Source organism: Allobosea sp. LC85 (genome assembly GCF_000735605.1).
In the GTDB taxonomy this organism is placed as follows: domain Bacteria; phylum Pseudomonadota; class Alphaproteobacteria; order Rhizobiales; family Beijerinckiaceae; genus Allobosea.
The window spans coordinates 64,922-80,401 of sequence record NZ_JPKG01000054.1; the positions used below are offsets into that span (position 1 = coordinate 64,922).

18 protein-coding genes are annotated in these 15,480 nt (G+C 62.4%); 12 read left to right on the top strand and 6 right to left on the bottom strand.

Annotation, left to right across the window (positions count from 1 at the left end; all coding sequences use genetic code 11):
- Window positions 1-11 precede the first annotated feature (11 nt).
- From FG93_RS23760 to FG93_RS23780, 5 genes are read left to right on the top strand one after another with little or no spacing between them, the layout of a single operon-like run.
- Entirely contained in the window at window positions 12-947 is a 936-nt protein-coding gene (locus FG93_RS23760) for an ABC transporter permease (protein ID WP_043239308.1), read from the top strand.
- 8 nt (window positions 948-955) lie between these two features.
- Window positions 956-1,777 carry an ABC transporter permease gene (locus tag FG93_RS23765; protein WP_043239310.1) on the top strand — a complete coding sequence of 274 codons (822 nt, stop codon included), beginning with the start codon at window positions 956-958 and terminating at the stop codon, window positions 1,775-1,777.
- Between the two features lie 11 nt (window positions 1,778-1,788).
- Window positions 1,789-2,769: an ABC transporter ATP-binding protein gene (locus FG93_RS23770; RefSeq protein ID WP_043239569.1), complete on the top strand. Its 981-nt coding sequence runs from the start codon at window positions 1,789-1,791 to the stop codon at window positions 2,767-2,769.
- Window positions 2,762-3,757, top strand: a complete 996-nt coding sequence (locus FG93_RS23775; protein WP_043239312.1) for an ABC transporter ATP-binding protein — start codon at window positions 2,762-2,764, stop codon at window positions 3,755-3,757. The genes FG93_RS23770 and FG93_RS23775 overlap by 8 nt, the downstream gene beginning before the upstream one ends.
- A gap of 50 nt (window positions 3,758-3,807) precedes the next feature.
- The gene (locus FG93_RS23780) at window positions 3,808-4,800 is read left to right on the top strand and encodes a succinylglutamate desuccinylase/aspartoacylase family protein (RefSeq protein WP_200878150.1); all 993 of its coding nucleotides are present in this window, start codon (window positions 3,808-3,810) and stop codon (window positions 4,798-4,800) included.
- 80 nt (window positions 4,801-4,880) lie between these two features.
- On the opposite strand, the gene FG93_RS23785 is transcribed toward FG93_RS23780, so the two are convergent.
- The 6 genes from FG93_RS23785 to FG93_RS33895 form a co-directional block, all read right to left on the bottom strand.
- Window positions 4,881-5,225, bottom strand: a complete 345-nt coding sequence (locus tag FG93_RS23785; RefSeq protein WP_152579592.1) for a hypothetical protein — start codon at window positions 5,223-5,225, stop codon at window positions 4,881-4,883.
- A gap of 190 nt (window positions 5,226-5,415) precedes the next feature.
- On the bottom strand, window positions 5,416-6,441 hold the full coding sequence (locus FG93_RS23790; protein ID WP_161783873.1) for an ABC transporter substrate-binding protein: 1,026 nt from the start codon (window positions 6,439-6,441) through the stop codon (window positions 5,416-5,418).
- Between the two features lie 314 nt (window positions 6,442-6,755).
- Window positions 6,756-6,932, bottom strand: a complete 177-nt coding sequence (locus tag FG93_RS33010; RefSeq protein ID WP_161783874.1) for a hypothetical protein — start codon at window positions 6,930-6,932, stop codon at window positions 6,756-6,758.
- A gap of 3 nt (window positions 6,933-6,935) precedes the next feature.
- Window positions 6,936-7,436 carry a hypothetical protein gene (locus FG93_RS23795; RefSeq protein WP_043239317.1) on the bottom strand — a complete coding sequence of 167 codons (501 nt, stop codon included), beginning with the start codon at window positions 7,434-7,436 and terminating at the stop codon, window positions 6,936-6,938.
- Window positions 7,437-7,486: 50 nt separating this feature from the next.
- Window positions 7,487-7,801 carry a hypothetical protein gene (locus tag FG93_RS23800; protein ID WP_043239318.1) on the bottom strand — a complete coding sequence of 105 codons (315 nt, stop codon included), beginning with the start codon at window positions 7,799-7,801 and terminating at the stop codon, window positions 7,487-7,489.
- 1 nt (window position 7,802) lies between these two features.
- Entirely contained in the window at window positions 7,803-7,925 is a 123-nt protein-coding gene (locus FG93_RS33895) for a hypothetical protein (RefSeq protein WP_280114158.1), read from the bottom strand.
- A 200-nt stretch (window positions 7,926-8,125) separates the two neighbouring features.
- On the opposite strand from FG93_RS33895, the gene FG93_RS23805 reads away from it, so the two are divergent.
- From FG93_RS23805 to FG93_RS31400, 7 genes are all read left to right on the top strand, one after another.
- Entirely contained in the window at window positions 8,126-8,371 is a 246-nt protein-coding gene (locus tag FG93_RS23805) for a hypothetical protein (RefSeq protein WP_043239320.1), read from the top strand.
- Window positions 8,372-8,835: 464 nt separating this feature from the next.
- Window positions 8,836-8,985 (top strand): hypothetical protein, encoded by a 150-nt coding sequence (locus tag FG93_RS33015; protein WP_161783875.1) that lies wholly within the window; start codon window positions 8,836-8,838, stop codon window positions 8,983-8,985.
- A 196-nt stretch (window positions 8,986-9,181) separates the two neighbouring features.
- Entirely contained in the window at window positions 9,182-9,601 is a 420-nt protein-coding gene (locus FG93_RS23810) for a hypothetical protein (protein ID WP_043239322.1), read from the top strand.
- A 234-nt stretch (window positions 9,602-9,835) separates the two neighbouring features.
- Window positions 9,836-11,248, top strand: a complete 1,413-nt coding sequence (locus FG93_RS23815; protein WP_244448712.1) for an N-6 DNA methylase — start codon at window positions 9,836-9,838, stop codon at window positions 11,246-11,248.
- On the top strand, window positions 11,245-12,816 hold the full coding sequence (locus tag FG93_RS31395) for a restriction endonuclease subunit S (RefSeq protein WP_052514113.1): 1,572 nt from the start codon (window positions 11,245-11,247) through the stop codon (window positions 12,814-12,816). Before FG93_RS23815 ends, FG93_RS31395 begins: the two co-directional genes overlap by 4 nt.
- The gene (locus FG93_RS23825) at window positions 12,806-14,383 is read left to right on the top strand and encodes an AAA family ATPase (protein WP_043239324.1); all 1,578 of its coding nucleotides are present in this window, start codon (window positions 12,806-12,808) and stop codon (window positions 14,381-14,383) included. Before FG93_RS31395 ends, FG93_RS23825 begins: the two co-directional genes overlap by 11 nt.
- Window positions 14,380-15,225, top strand: a complete 846-nt coding sequence (locus tag FG93_RS31400; protein ID WP_052514114.1) for a hypothetical protein — start codon at window positions 14,380-14,382, stop codon at window positions 15,223-15,225. Before FG93_RS23825 ends, FG93_RS31400 begins: the two co-directional genes overlap by 4 nt.
- The last annotated feature ends 255 nt before the right edge of the window (window positions 15,226-15,480 follow it).

Sequence of the window (15,480 nt, forward strand, 5' to 3'; positions counted from 1 at the left end):
AGGAGTTCTGCATGCTGTCCTATGTCTTTCGGCGCCTGCTGCAGGCGATCCCGATCCTGCTCGCTGTCGCGGCGCTGATCTTCCTGCTGTTCAGCGTCATCCCCGGCAGCTTCGCCTCCAGCCAGATGGCTGACGGACGCACCGTCATGGATGCGGAAGCCGTCGCCCGCATGAACCAGCAGTTCGGGCTCGACCAGCCCGTCGCGACGCGGTTCGTGAAATATATCGGGCAGCTGGTGACGCTCGATCTCGGCACCTCGTTCCGCACCCGGCAACCGGTCTGGCACCTGATTGCCGAGCGTCTCTGGCCGACGCTGCAGCTCGCCTTCGCCTCGATGCTGTTTGCGATCGCGATCGGCGTGCCCTTGGGCTTCCTGGCGGCGCTGCGGCCGGGCAGCTGGATCGACATGATCTCGATGGTCGCCGCCGTCTCCGGCCTCTCGCTGCCGAAATTCTGGCTCGGCCTGATGCTGATGTATCTCTTCGCGCTGACGCTCGGCTGGCTGCCGAGCTTCGGCTATGGCGACGGTTCGCTGAAGAACCTGATCCTGCCCTCGATCGCGCTCGGCGTCGCGCCGCTCGCCCTGCTGGCGCGCACCACGCGCGCCTCCGTGCTCGAGATCATGAACGCCGATTTCGTCCGCACCGCCCGCTCCAAGGGCATGAGCGAGCGCCGCGTCGTGCAGTGGCACCTGGCGCGCAATGCGCTCGTCATCGTGCTCACCACGGTGGGCCTGCAATTCGGCTCGGTGATCGGCCAGGCCGTCGTGGTCGAAAAGCTCTTCGCCTGGCCGGGCCTCGGCTCGCTGCTCGTCGACAGCGTCTCGCTGCGCGATATCCCGGTGGTGCAGGGCTGCATCCTGGTGATCGTGCTCTTCTTCCTGCTGGTCAACATGCTCGTGGACGTTCTCGCCGCGACCATCGACCCCCGCATCAGATACACCTGAGGGTGCCGATGAAATTCAGAGCCAATCTCGTGATGGGCGGCGTGCTGTTCGCGGCCGTCGTGGTCGCCGGTACCTTTGCTCCCTTCCTCGCCCATACCGACCCGGTCATGGACGCCAACCTGATGAATGCCGAGATTCCGCCCGGCAGCGAGTTCTGGTTCGGCACCGATGCGCAGGGCCGCGACATCTACAGCCGCGTGCTGCATGGCGCGCGCATCTCGCTGACGGTCGGCATCGTCTCGCAGCTGATCAACACGGTGATCGGCGTGGCGCTCGGCCTCTCGGCCGGCTACTGGGGCGGCTGGTGGGACGATCTGGTCAGCGGCGTGACCAACATGATGCTGGCGATCCCCTCGCTGATCTTCGCGCTGGCGATCATGGCGATCCTGACCCCGGGCCTGACCAGCCTCCTGATCGCGCTCGGCCTGACCAACTGGTCCTATACCTGCCGGCTCTCGCGCGCCTCGACACTCTCGCTCAAGAACCAGGGCTATGTCCAGGCCGCCAAGGTGCTGGGCTACAGCGATATCCGCATCATGGTGACGCAGATCCTGCCCAATATCCTGGGGCCGATCATCGTCATCGGCACGCTCGGCATGGGCGGCGCGGTGCTGGCCGAAGCCTCGCTCTCCTTCCTCGGGCTCGGCATCCGTCCGCCCTTCCCGAGCTGGGGCAGCATGCTCTCGGACGCGCGCGACCAGATCACCACCGCGCCCTGGATCTCGGTCTTCCCGGGCCTGGCGATCTTCGTCACCGTGCTCGGGCTGAACCTGCTCGGTGACGGCCTGCGCGACATCCTCGATCCGCAGTCACGGGCGCGACGGGCATGAGTGCGACGGGCATGAGTGGCGAGGCGCTTCTCGAGGTCGAGAACCTGCGGCTCGACCTGATCGTCGGTGCCAGGCGCTTTCCGGCGGTGAAGGATGTCTCCTTCACGATCGGGCGCGGCGAGACGCTCGGCCTCGTCGGCGAGTCCGGCTGCGGCAAGAGCATCACCGCGCTCTCCCTGATCGGCCTGCTGCGGCACCCGCTCGCGATCGGCGGCGGCACAATCCGCTTCAAGGGCCGCGAGATCCAGAACCTCTCGGCGGGCGAAATGCGCAAGCTGCGCGGCAACGCCATCTCGATGATCTTCCAGGAACCGATGACGGCGCTGAACCCGCTCTCGCCGGTCGGGCGCCAGATCGCCGAGATGTTCGTGCTGCACAAGGGCGCGACCTGGCACGAGGCCGAGCGCAAGGCCGTCGAGGCGCTCGCCAATGTCCGCGTCCCGGCGCCGGACCGGCGCGTCAAGGATTTTCCGCACCAGCTTTCGGGCGGCATGCGCCAGCGCGTGATGATCGCGATCGCGCTCGCCTGCCGGCCCGACCTGCTCCTGGCCGACGAGCCGACGACGGCGCTCGATGTCACCGTCCAGGCCGAGATCCTCGACCTGATCCGCGACCTCTCGGCGGCGCAGGGCACGGCGGTGCTGATGATCAGCCATGATCTCGGCCTGATCGCCAATATGTGCGCCCGCGTCGGCGTGATGTATGCCGGCCGCCTCGTCGAGAAGCGCCCGGCGCAGGAGGTTTTCCGGACGCCGAGCCACCCCTATACCAAGGGCCTCGTCGCCTCGCTGCCGCTGCTCGGCGCGCGCGCTCGCCATGGCCGCCACAAGCTCAAGGAGATCACCGGCGTCGTGCCGGCGGTGACGGCCTTCCCGGACGGGTGCCGCTTCAACCCGCGCTGCTATGCCAGGACCGAGATCTGCGTGGCGCAGGATCCCGGAGAGACACCGTTGCCGCATGACGGCCTGGTGAGGTGCCATCATCATGAGTGAGACGGGCGACAACACCATCCTCAAGGTCGAGGACCTCGAGGTGAAGTTCAATCTCGGCGGCGGGCTGTTCGGCGGCAAGCGCCGCACGGTCCATGCCGTCGACGGCGTCGATCTCGTGCTGCGCAAGGGCGAGTGCCTCGGGCTGGTCGGCGAATCCGGCTGCGGAAAATCGACGCTGGCGCTCTCGATCCTCGGCCTGCAGGCGCCGACGCGCGGCCGCGTCATCCTCGACGGCCAGGACATCGCGGCGCCCGGCGTCGACCGCAAGGCCCGCGCCCGCATCGCGCAGATGGTGTTCCAGGATCCGTATTCCTCGCTGAACCCGCGCCAGTCGGTGCGCCGCACGCTGGAAGCGCCGCTGCGCATGCATGGCGTGACGACGAAGAGCGAGATCGACGACCGCATCGCCGAGATCATGCGCCATGTCGGCCTGCGCATGGAGCAGGCCGAGCGCTACCCGCATGAATTCTCCGGCGGCCAGCGCCAGCGCATCGGCATCGCGCGCGCCCTGATCCTGAAGCCGAAGATCGTGGTGCTGGACGAGCCGGTCTCGGCGCTCGACGTCTCGATCCGGGCGCAGATCATCAACCTGCTGCTCGAGCTCAAGGACACGCTCTCGCTCTCCTACATCATGATCAGCCATGATCTCGGTGTCGTCGAGCATATGAGCGACCGCGTCGCGGTGATGTATCTCGGCCGGATCGTCGAGACCGGCGACTGGCACACCATCTTCACCGAGCCGCGCCACCCCTATACGCGCGCGCTGATCGCCGCGATCCCGGACCCGTTCAACCACGGGCTGGCGGTGAAGATGTCGGGCGAGGTGCCGAACCCGCTGGAGCCGCCCTCCGGCTGCCGCTTCCACCCGCGCTGCCCGGAGATGCGGGAGGGCTGCCGCGCCCAGCCGACGCCGCCGCTGGCCGCGGTCGGGCAGGGGCACGCAATCCAGCACGAGGTCCGCTGCATCAGGGCGGCAGAACTCGTCTGAGCGGCAAGGCCGCGACGGCGTCGTTTACGCAATTTCGAAGGACAAGACCCATGGCCAAGCCCATGCCCCACAATTCCGCGCCGCTTCAGGCCGCAGCCGGCCTCGATGACGGGCCGCTGGAGAGCATCCGCTTCACCGGGTTGGCCGCCGGCCCGAAGCTGATCGTGCTCGGCGCGGTCCATGGCAACGAGACCTGCGGCCCCAACGCCATCCGCCGCGTCATCGAGGAGTGCCGCTCCGGCAAGCTGGTCATTCGCCGCGGCGAGGTCACCTTCCTGCCCATCGCCAACCCCAAGGCCTACCGGCTGAAGACCCGCGAGGGCGACCGCAACCTCAACCGCGACATGCGCGAAAAACCGCTGCCGGCGAATTACGAGGACCGGATCGGCAACCATATCTGCGCGCTGCTGCGCCAGCACGAGGTCCTGCTCGATGTCCATTCCTTCCGGGGCGCCGGCGAGCCCTTCGTCTTCTTCGGCCCGCAGGACAACCGGGGCGAGCTCGAACCGTTCCGGCAGGCGCAGGCCGAGGGCGCCTTCGCCGCCTGCCTCGGCGTGCCGGTGGTGATCCATGGCTGGCTCGACAATTACGCCAGGCTGATCGCGGCCCGCGAAAAGCTCGACCTGCCGCGCCTCTCGGTCACCGAAGGCTATGGCACGACCGAATATATGCGCTTTGCCGGCGGCTATGGCGTGACGCTCGAATGCGGCTCGCATGACGACCCGGCCTCGATCGAGGTTGGCTATGCCGCGATCCTGAACGCGCTCGCCCATCTCGGCCTGGTCGATGCCCCGGCGCCTGCGACCGCCGGCCGGACGGTCATCCACATCACGCAGGTGATCATCTGCGAGGCTGAAGGCGACAAGGTCGAGGGCGACTGGAAGACCGGCGACGCGCTCGCCAAGGGCCAGGTGATCGCGCGCCGCGCCAATGGCGAGGCCGTGACCGCGCCGGAACCGGGCTTCATCATCTTCCCGAACGCCACGGCCAAGCCCGGCGAAGGCATCTGCTATTTCGGGGTGAAGAGCACCAGAACGCTCTGAGAGAAAGAACGCTCTGAACGACCGCGCTATCGGCGGGGTAGGGGCAGGGGGCAACCGCCTTCCGCCCCGGTCGCCCGGGCTCAGAAGCAGGTGAAGGAATAGTTTTTCTGGGTCTGCAGCAGGCGGTCGGTCAGCCCGCCCGGCGGATCGGAATTGTCGTTGAAGTCGAAGCCGTAGGGACAGATCGTCGAGGCATAGCGGTTCGCGAAGGAATCCATGCGCAGCACCACCGAGGCGCGCGGCTCGTCGAATTCGCGCTTGGTGTGGATCTTCAGGTAATGGCTGTAGAGGCCGATCTTCTCGTGGGAGTACTTGATCGGCCCGGTCGGGGCATTGATGCCGTCGGGAATATCGATCAGCACGGAATTGGCGCAGGCCGATAGACCCGCCCCCAGCGCCAGCGCGAGCAATGCCTGAATTCTCATATGCGACTCAAGCCCCCGCGACCGGACAGCGACAACCTCAGCATAGTCCCGTGCCACTGTCGATTTTCAAAGCGGCTTGAAGGGGATCACGCGCGGCCCTTGATACGGCCCGGAGCCATTGCAGTCCGGCCGGGAGCATCGGCGCGCGTCCGCCGACCTCGCGCGTCGCCGCAGCCTCGATGCCGGGACATCATTCGATGACCTCGTCGGCGAGAGCGATCAAGCCATCGGGCATGGTGAGGCCGATCTGCCTTGCGGTCTTGAGATTGATCACCAGTTCGAACTGGGAGGATCTCTCCACCGGCAGCTCGGACGGCCTGGCTCCCTTGAGGATGCGAGCGGTATAATAGGCCAGCCTCTTGAAGCTGTCCTGGAGGCGGGGACCAAAGGTCAACAGCCCGCCGCTTCGGGCGAACATGCTCCAGCCGGATATGGCCGGGATCCGCTGCGCCGAGGCGAACTCCGCAACCTGCTTCCGGCTCGCCAGCATGACGCTGTCAGGCAGCACCACGAGGGCGTCCGGCGGATGCCTGGCAAGGTTTTCCAGAAGGGTGTTGACCTCCTGGACATCGCGGGTCGGCCTCCACTGGAGCTCCATCCCGAGCTGGCGTGCCATGGCTTGAGACGCGGCGATCTCGAGCTCGACACCCGGATGGACGGGATCGCCCATGAGGATGACCCTCCTGGCATGGGGCGCAGCCATCCGCAGAAGATCCAGCCGCTTCCCGTTCAACTCGATGGCCATGAAGCTGACACCCGTCAGGTTCCGGCTCGGGCGGGCCAGGCTGTCGGTGAGTTCAGCCGCGATGGGGTCGCCGCTGAAACCATAGACAACAGGGATTTCGGTCAGTCTTCGCAGGCCAAAGACGGCCGTGCCCTGAGAGATGATCACGTCGGGCTTGAGGCCAACCAGCTCGTCGACGACTGCCGACAGCCGTTCCGGATTCCCGTCGGCCGAGCGGGCGAGGACTTCGATGTCACGGCCTTCGACATAGCCTTCGGCCGCGAGACCGCTCCGGAAGGCGCCAAGATAGGTCTCGACCTGCGCCAGCGGGAACAGGGATATCCAGCCGATCCGGGCGGGTTTGCGCACCGTTTGCTGCGCCTGAGCGGAACTGCCCGAGAAAACAAGGGTGATCGGCAGAACAAGGCTGACTAGCAGAACAAGGCTGACCAGGAGGAGGGGGCTGAAGACGAGGCACCATCTTGGTTTCATCGGTCCCTCCACAGTCTCCGGTCCGTGCCCCGCCCAACCAGGTCTCACGTCTTGCGCAGCAGAAGGCCTCTCGTCGAAGGATATGCCGTACCCGGGGCAGCTCGCCATCATACGCTTCGATACGGCATTCGGTAGCAAAGACCGCCGGGCGCTTAGAGCATCGGACCGGAAATCGTATCCGGTCCGATGCTCTAAGCTTTTGTCTTTGCATCGGCTTTGCCCCGAAAACCGCAATGCACTTTTCGGGCCGATGCTATAGGCCCGTGGCGGGACGCGGGAATGGCCACGAGGATTGCGATCTGCGTGCAGCGAGCTCACTCCCCCGCATCCCGATAGCGCTGGTCGAACCGCCGCTCGTCGCTGTGCTGCGACCAGTCCTCGTCGGCGATCGGCTTCCAGAACAGCACGCGAATGAACAGCATCATCAGCGCGCTAAGCAGGACCAGGGCGACCAGCGCGGCGATCAGATATTCCAGGATGGTCGGTGCCATCGGTCAGCCTCCAGCGAGCGGGATTGCGTCGGCGATGTCGGCACGGAACGGCGCGGGGCGGCCGGCCGCCGCCGCATTCGCGCCGACCGTAGCAATGATCCGGAACGGCCCGCCGGCCGCGAGCCGGGTCGCCTCGGTGCAGGCCAGCGCGCCGAGGCGCTCGATCTGCTCCTGGTCGAAGCCGGCGCCGCGCAGCGCCGCATCAGGGCATTCGCCCTGGTCGCCGGTGATCTCGATGATCGCCAGCGCCAGCCGGCGGATGCTGTTCCTGTCGGCGAGCGCGCGGGCCTGCGCCCAGTTCCGGCGGAGATCGTCGAGCGCCTCGGCAAAGCCCGGCCCGCGGCCATGGATGCAGTGGCCGGCGGCGATGCCTTGGGGGTAGAGCACGCCGCGCACAGCGCCGTCATCCGGGTGTTCGGTGCTGATTGACAGATCGGCCCATGCCGTCGGCCCGGCTTCGCTCGCAATCACGCGCAAGGCCTCCCTGATTGGGATCGGTGTCATCTGCGAATCCTCTGGAGCAAGGGCTGGAAGGCACTGCAAAGCCATGGCGCTCACTCCGCGGCCTCGAGGCGCCGGGCGCGGGTGAAATCGGCATAAGCTGCGGCGCGGGCGTCGGGGCTTGTCGCCTCGATCATCGCCTCATGCAGCTGGCTGAACTTGCGCATCGCCTGGATCGCGATCCATTCCTGCGCCATGCCCCAGCGCCAGTCCTGCGAGCGGACGGTCCTGCCGTCGCTGGTCATCGCCTGGAGATCGAAGAAGCTGCCGTCAGTATCGGTCGCGATCACCAGGTCGTAAAAACCCTCCGACCTGTCGTCATGGCCGAGCTCCAGCGTCTCGATGCTCACCGGGAAGCTGCGGGCCATCTCAGGCCAGGCCCAGTGCGGCCGCGAGCGTGGCGCAATGCGGGGAGGCAGGGGCCGCCGGCCGCCCGGTGCTCTCCCGTTCGCCTTCCGTGGCTTTGAGGCCGATCTCGCTCATCCCGGTCATCCCGCTCTCCTTCGGGGAGGGCGGCGCCGGCCCATGGCAGCGCGCCTCTCCATTCGATGCGAGAACGATAATTTAAATTATCACCATGTCAATAAGAAAAGTTATCGATCTTCGCTGGGAGCGTGCCGTCGAAACCGACTCGACTTGTCGGCCCCCCTCTGGCTTAAATGAGAACATAACGGGAACAGAAGGGATTTGTGATGAGCCTGGCCTATTCGGGAAGTGGTGAGCGGCCCGAACTGTCTTGCGTCGCGTCGCTGGACATCCAGTGCGAGGATTGCGGGCGCACGAAGCGGATGTGGCCGGGCGCGATCCAGGAGGTGATCGGGCAGGGCACGCGCACCCTGATGGGCCTGCACAACCGGCTCTCCTGCTCGGTCTGCCGCGAGCGCGGCGGGCTCGGCAAGAACATCAACCTGGTGCCGACCTTCAGGAGGAGCGCATGACCATGCCGAGCAACCGAATTCAGGCAATCCAAAGCCGGAACGCGTGCGGCGGCGCCTGGGCGCGCCTTACAACAGGATCGTTAGATACTGTTGTAATAGGTGATTGTGATTGGCATGCCTGGAGCATATGCCGGAGGCATGCCCCGGCAATGCTGCAGCATATGCAGCAGCATCTGCCCCGGCATTGCCCCTGCATCTGCCCCGGCAATGCCGCAGCATCCTGGCGATGGATCAGACACCGGTCGCGTTCGAGCCCTTCTCGGGGGCTTCGTGCTCGAGACGCTCGGTATGGACGGCGAGGCAGGAAACGCCATCCGTGAGCGCATCCAGAACGGCCTCAGTCTCGTGGGCGAGGATGCCAGCGGAAGGCTTAAGAAGCCCCCGGCAATGGCTGCTGGAGATCAGGGCGGCGGTGCGTCGCGTCGCTGGACACCCAATGCGAGGATTGCGGGCGCACGAAGCGGATGTGGCCGGGCGCGATCCAGGAGGTGATCGGGCAGGGCACGCGCACCCTGATGGGCCTGCACAACCGGCTCTCCTGCTCGGTCTGCCGCGAGCGCGGCGGGCTCGGCAAGAACATCACCCTCGTGCCGACCTTCAGGAGGAGCGCATGACCATGCCGAACAACCGACGTCAGTCCATCCAAGGCCGGAACGCGTTCGGCCGCGCCTGGGCGCGCATTACAACAGGATCGTTAGATACTGTTGTAATAGGTGATTGTGATTGGCATTGCCCCGGCATATGCCCCGGGAATGCGGCAGCATATGCCGCAGCATGAGCCCCGGCAATGCCGCAGCATGAGCCCCGGCAATGCCGCAGCATATGCCCCGGCTTATGCCGCAGAAATGCTGCAGCATCCCGACGATCGATCAGACACCCCTGCCGTTCGCGCCGTTCTTCGGGGGCTTCGTGCCTGAGATGCTCGCCATGGACGGCGAGGCGCGAAACGCCCTCCGTGAGCGCATCCAGAACAGCCTCACCGCGGTCGTCATGGACGATGAGATCAGCATCCTGCCGGTCTGCGGAACCGTCGGCGACGATGGGGGCGGCAGGCTGAAGAAGCCGCCAGCGATGGCGAGGCTACTGGAGATCCAAGCGGCGGTGGGGGCGATCCGGCGGGGGCGGTGCTCAGTTAGGGGTGGCGTGGGTAATGGGGAAGTTCGATCTGTCAACGCCCGATATTGGGCGTCTCGCCCCGTCCCTTATCGAAGCGGTGAAAATGGTTCCTAGCGAACCGGTAGGCTTTCAGTCTCGCGAGCCGAGAAAGACCAGATTCGACGTCTGGCGGCTGATGCTCGGTGGAACGCGGCGCTTTGGGTTCGCGCTACGAGACACTCTATCAAAAACACCGGGACACTGCTGACAGCATCGGAAAGGAGCGATAGACAGGCGACGCTGGATCGCATCAAGCGGCGCGCGAGTAGCGCCGTTCTTGATGTGAGAACTGGAAGATTTGAGGGTGCTGTGGCGATTCAGGACAATATCGTCCAACGGATATGGAATCTCTGTCACATTTTGCGCGGCGATGGCGTTAGTTATCACGAATATATTTCAGAGCTCACCTATCTCCTCTTTCTGCGCATCGCGGCGGCCAACAAATCTGAGGAGCTCATCCCGAAGGGATATCGCTGGAAGGACATTGTCGGTTATGACGGGGAGGATTTGCTTACCCACTATCGCGATGTGCTGACCTTTCTTGGGGGGCATGCCGAGGACGAGCGGGTCCGGAAGATTTACGCATTTCCAACCACGGTCTTTTCCCACAGCGAGAATTTGCGAGCCGTGATCGACGGCATCGATAGGCTCGACTGGTCGTCGATTTCGACCGATGCGATGGGTGACATTTACGAAGGGCTGATCGCCAAAAATTCGCAGGACGCTCGGTCCGGCGCGGGACAGTACTTTACGCCGCGGGCGCTCGTCGATTCCATCGTGCGTCTCGTCGCGCCCAGAGGCGGAGAGCTTATCCAAGATCCAGCTGCTGGCAGCGGTGGCTTTCTGATTGCCGCCCATGATTATATGCGGCGACACGCGAATGACTCGAAAGAAGGGCTTGGATCGGCACGCTTCGAAGGTATGGAGATCGAAAAGGGAACCTTTCGCATCTGTCTAATGAACGCCTTCTTGCATGGATTGGACTTGAAATTGATACTGGGGGATGCGTTGACAGCGGATTCCGCTGACCTTGCCGCACCCGATGTCATTTTAGCCAACCCGCCATTTGGCGCCCGGTCAGGCGGCGCCCGCAAGCAGCGCGATGACCTTTCCTATCCGACTGGGAACAAACAACTCGCCTTCCTTCAGCATATTTATCTGGGCCTGAAGCCGGGAGGTCGCGCCGCCGTCGTTCTTCCAGATAACGCGCTCTTTGAGGAGGGTATGGGGCGTAAGATCCGTGAGGACCTGCTGGATCGTTGCGACCTCCACACTATCGTTCGACTTCCTACAGGCATTTTCTACGCACAGAACGTCATGACGAATGTGTTGTTCTTCGTTCGTGGCGCAGCGGAGCGCGACAATACGAAAAATGTGTGGATCTATGACCTGCGTGCGAACATGGCTGCCTTTGGAAGGAAGCAGCCGCTCTCAAGCTCCCATCTGGCTGACTTCGAGGCCTGTTTCGGAAATGATCCGTTCGGCAAGGCACTGCGCACGGATCAAGGAGAGCGAGGGCGTTTTCGCTGCTTCACCCGTGAGCAAATCGCCGAGAGGAACGACAATCTCGACATTGCGTGGTTGCGCGACGACTCCAATTTCCAAGTAACGCGCGAGCCCGAAGAACTCGTTGCGGCTATCGCCCAATATCTACGCAATGCCCTGGAACATGTAGATCTATTGGCAGAGCAGCTGGAAGCGCGAGGAGCGAATAGGGAATGACGGGCGTTCCCGCACACTGGGTCGAAGCACCCCTTGGGGAAATTTGCGACTTTATAAACGGGCGCGCGTTTAAGCCGAGCGAATGGGCTTATACAGGCAGACCGATCATTCGCATCCAAAATCTCAATAATCTTGATGCGCCCTATAATTACTTCGATGGCCCCATCGATTCTCGCCACGAGGTGAACGAAGGGGAACTGCTGTTTGCCTGGTCGGGTACGCCGGGCACGTCCTTCGGCGCGCACATCTGGAATGGCGTCCCGGCCGTCCTCAATCAACATATCTTTCGCGTCATCTTCGACGGGTCTCGTATTGACTCGGTGTTTCTGAAGTTCGCGATTAATCAGACGCTCGACGAGCTCATTGATCAGGCTCATGGGGGCGTTGGCCTTCGCCACATCACGAAGGCGACCCTTCTAAAGACCAGGGTACGCCTAGCGCCGGTGGAGGAGCAGCGGCGCATTGCCGAGGCGATCGCTGCGTCCGAAGCGAGGCTGGCTGCAGCCTCGGAGGATATCAGGTCAGCGCTACTGGCAGCCGAGCAGTATCAAAAGGCCGTGCTGCGACAAGTCTTTGGGGAAGAGATCGAAGATCCACCGATATCGCGCGCCTATCGCTGTCTCGCCGATCTGGTCGACGAGGGGCCCGTCAATGGCTGGTCGCCCCGAACCGGCCCGGATGCAATGGGTGCTCTAACGCTGCGGCTTACTGCGACCACCTCGGGTTATCTTCGACTAGATGATGCTGCGGTGAAGAGAGTTTATGAGGAGCTACCTGCGGATTCCCGATACTGGCTGAAATCGGGCGACCTCCTCGTGCAGCGCGCGAACGCCATCGAGTATCTGGGCGCCGCCGCAATCTTCGATGGTCCTGAGAATAGCTACATATATCCCGATTTGATGATGCGCTTGCGGATTTCAGACCCGGATCGCCGACGATATATCTGGCGCTACCTCAATGGCCCGCTCGCGCGTAACTATCTTCGTGAGCGCGCCACGGGGACGTCCGGCAGCATGCCCAAATTCAGCGGCGTGACACTGCGAGCGCTTCCCGTGCCGCTTCCCGCCTCGCAAGATTATCGGTCAGTCGTCGAGTTGATCGACCGGGAATTTGCCACTGTCGAGCTGGCGAGAAAGACGGCCAATGACGCTGCTGTCGCACTTGAAGAGCTTCACAGATCCATCATAGCTAAAGCCTTTCAAGGGCAGTTGCTTCCATCTGATCCGGCCGACTCGCTGGCAACAGCACTACTTGAGAAGATAAGGCAAGATCGCGCGGAGCATCGCACTAGACCTCTCCGGTCTACGGTTCGTGAGGCGAAGAAGGGCAACAAGGGTACGAGGTTCGGGGAGGGGGCAGTGCTTCTAAAGAGACGCAGCGAAGTTCCGGGGGACCATTTGCGCACCATCGTGACGAGCCTTGGAGGAGCGTCTTCGGCGAGGGAGGTCTGGCGTAAGAGCGAAATGACGATCGACGAATTTTACAAGCAGTTGCGCAGCGAAATGAGCCAAAAACAGATAACGATTGGGCAATTGGCGGATCAACTGGTGGCGCCAGATGCGAATTGATTGGCTCAAAATTCATCAATTTAAGAATCTTGGCAATGTTGAGATCAATTTCGACAAAAGCGAGCTTTCTACCGTGCTTGTCGGCGAAAATGGCACGGGCAAATCGAATGTTATCGAGGCTTTGGCGACGATCTTTCGGGACCTGGATTTGGGCACGGCATCAGCGTTTGAATATGCGATTGCCTATAAGTGCCATGGTCATCACATCGTAATCGATAACAGCCAAGAGCACGCGACGCCCCGCATCACTGTCGACGGTAAGTCTTTATCGCGCAGTGCCTTTCGGGCGGGTCGGTCTGCGTTTTTACCTTCGCATGTTTTCGGTTATTATTCCGGCTCTAGTCGGCGGCTCGAGCAACTTTTCGACAAACATCAGCTCAGATATTACAAGAAGGTCATATCCCCGCGCTCGTCAGCGGCAGACATCCATGACATGGACCTTCGCCGCCTCTTCTACTGTCGTCCGGCTTATGGCCAGCTTGCCTTGCTAAGCTATTTTGCCTTCGGGTCGGAATCGGCAAAGGCATTCCTGAAGAAGAACATGGGCATCGTCGGCTTCGACAGTGCGCTTATAATACTGCGCCGGCCCCGATGGGCCGATGGGAAGGAAGCCCGGCACAGAGCGCAGTCGGGGAAGCAGAATTTCTGGAACTCTTCCGGCCTGGTGCGAACCTTGCTCGACAAGCTCTGGGCGCATGCCTTGGCGCCAATAGAAGATCTTGCGCTTGAGCAGGATGACTATCGGGCGAAGCCAACCAATGAGGAGCAAATCTATCTCTTCATCGAAGACTTGGACAGTCTCAACCAGATTGCAGCAGCCTTTGGCGACGAGCGCACATTCTTCGCCTTGCTAGAAACGCTGGATATCTCCGACCTAATAAGGGAGGTGAGGATCTGGGTCGCAAAAGACAACGTTGAAGGGGAAATACCTTTCCATGAGATCAGCGACGGGGAGAAACAACTGCTGAGCGTACTCGGTTTGATGCGGTTCACCAGCCAAGATGAAAGCCTCTTTCTCCTCGACGAGCCTGATACGCATCTCAATCCCAATTGGAAGTGGGACTATCTTCATTTGGTCGATGAAGTCGCACGGCAAGGTGAGAGCCATATCATCCTCACCACGCATGATCCCCTGACCATAGGAAGTCTTAAAGCCTCACAGGTTCAGGTCTTCGCCCGCGCTGATAACGGCGAGGTCGCTGTTCGGCCACCGGACGTAGATCCCAGGGGGCTAGGCTTCACAAGCATCCTCACGCAGATTTTTGGCCTTCCTACTACACTCGATCCCGCGACCCAGGGCGAACTCGACGAGCGCAATGAGCTTCTGCGCGTCAAGGGCCGCACGCAGCAGCAGGAACGAAGGTTGCTAGAGCTTAGTCAACGCTTGAGGCGACTTGGCTTTGTCCTTGAGGATCGCGAGCCGGAGTATGAACTGTTCCTTCGAGCGCTCACTGATTTGAAGCATGAAGGCAGAGCTGCGCTTTCGCCGGAGACGATTGCCGAGCGCAACAACGTCGCGCGCATGATGCTTGCTCGCATCATGGAGGAAAGGGGCGCGCGAAAATGATCTATGTCTTTCAGGACCCCGCGAAGATACCAGCCGCGTGGCTGGCCAAGGTCGCCGAGTTGCAGGCCGAACTGGAAAGGCTTGAAACGAAGAAGGAGCGCGCCGGCTACATCGCGACCAAGCAAGCGATTTGGAGTGAGATCAAGGATCAGCTTCTCGAAATGTCGCGCCAAAAGTGCTGGTATTCCGAAGCTCCGGACGCGGTCTCTGATTGGCACGTAGATCATTTCCGGCCCAAATCACGAGCCTTGGACGCAGACAGGACGGTGCATGACGGCTATGCGTGGCTGGCCTTCGACTGGAAAAACTACCGCATCGCCGGAAGCTACCCCAACTCCCCACACAAGGATGGCGAGGGAGTAACTCGAGGCAAATGGGACTACTTTCCCCTGTCTCCCGGCTCAGTACGGGCTAGCTGGGAGCAACGCAGCATAGCGAATGAGATCTTTCTCCTGCTGGATCCTACCGACAAAAATGACCCCAAACTGATGACCTTTGATGAAGAGGGCGTGCCCGCTCCGGTTGATCCGCGCAACCCAATCATCAGAAAGAGAGTGGAGACGACAGTCCATTATCTTTATCTAGACAGCCCGCGGCTGATCGCTGCTCGCAAGAAAAAGTGGCGCGAAGTATCGGATTTGATCGAAGAATATCGTTTCGCCTGTCCTGATAGCTATGAGGCTTGCACGGTTCAGGACCATCAGAGGGTACAGCGGCTTATCGAGAAGCTTGCCGCGGCGGCAGGGCCGCAGGCGTCATATGCGGCAACGGCAAGGGCCTGTCTGCGCGCGAATGGCTTCGATCAATTTATTCAGGCAGTGGAGGAAGCCGCCGCAGCCTAGTCGTGCCTCAACCGCGGTTGCACCGGCAGCGAAGTGGTCGGGGGATGGCCGTTGACGCGCCGCCGACGCGGCAACGACTGGAATATAGTTGTAGAAGGCGATCTCGTCCCAGATGCCGTTGAAGCCTTCGCGCCCGAGTTCCGTTTTCGAGCGGCCGTTAACCGCGGCTGCAATATTGTCAAAGGTACGCATCCAGGGTGCCCACGGCCCAGTACGGTACTGCTTGAACACATCGAGGGTCATGTTCGGGACGAC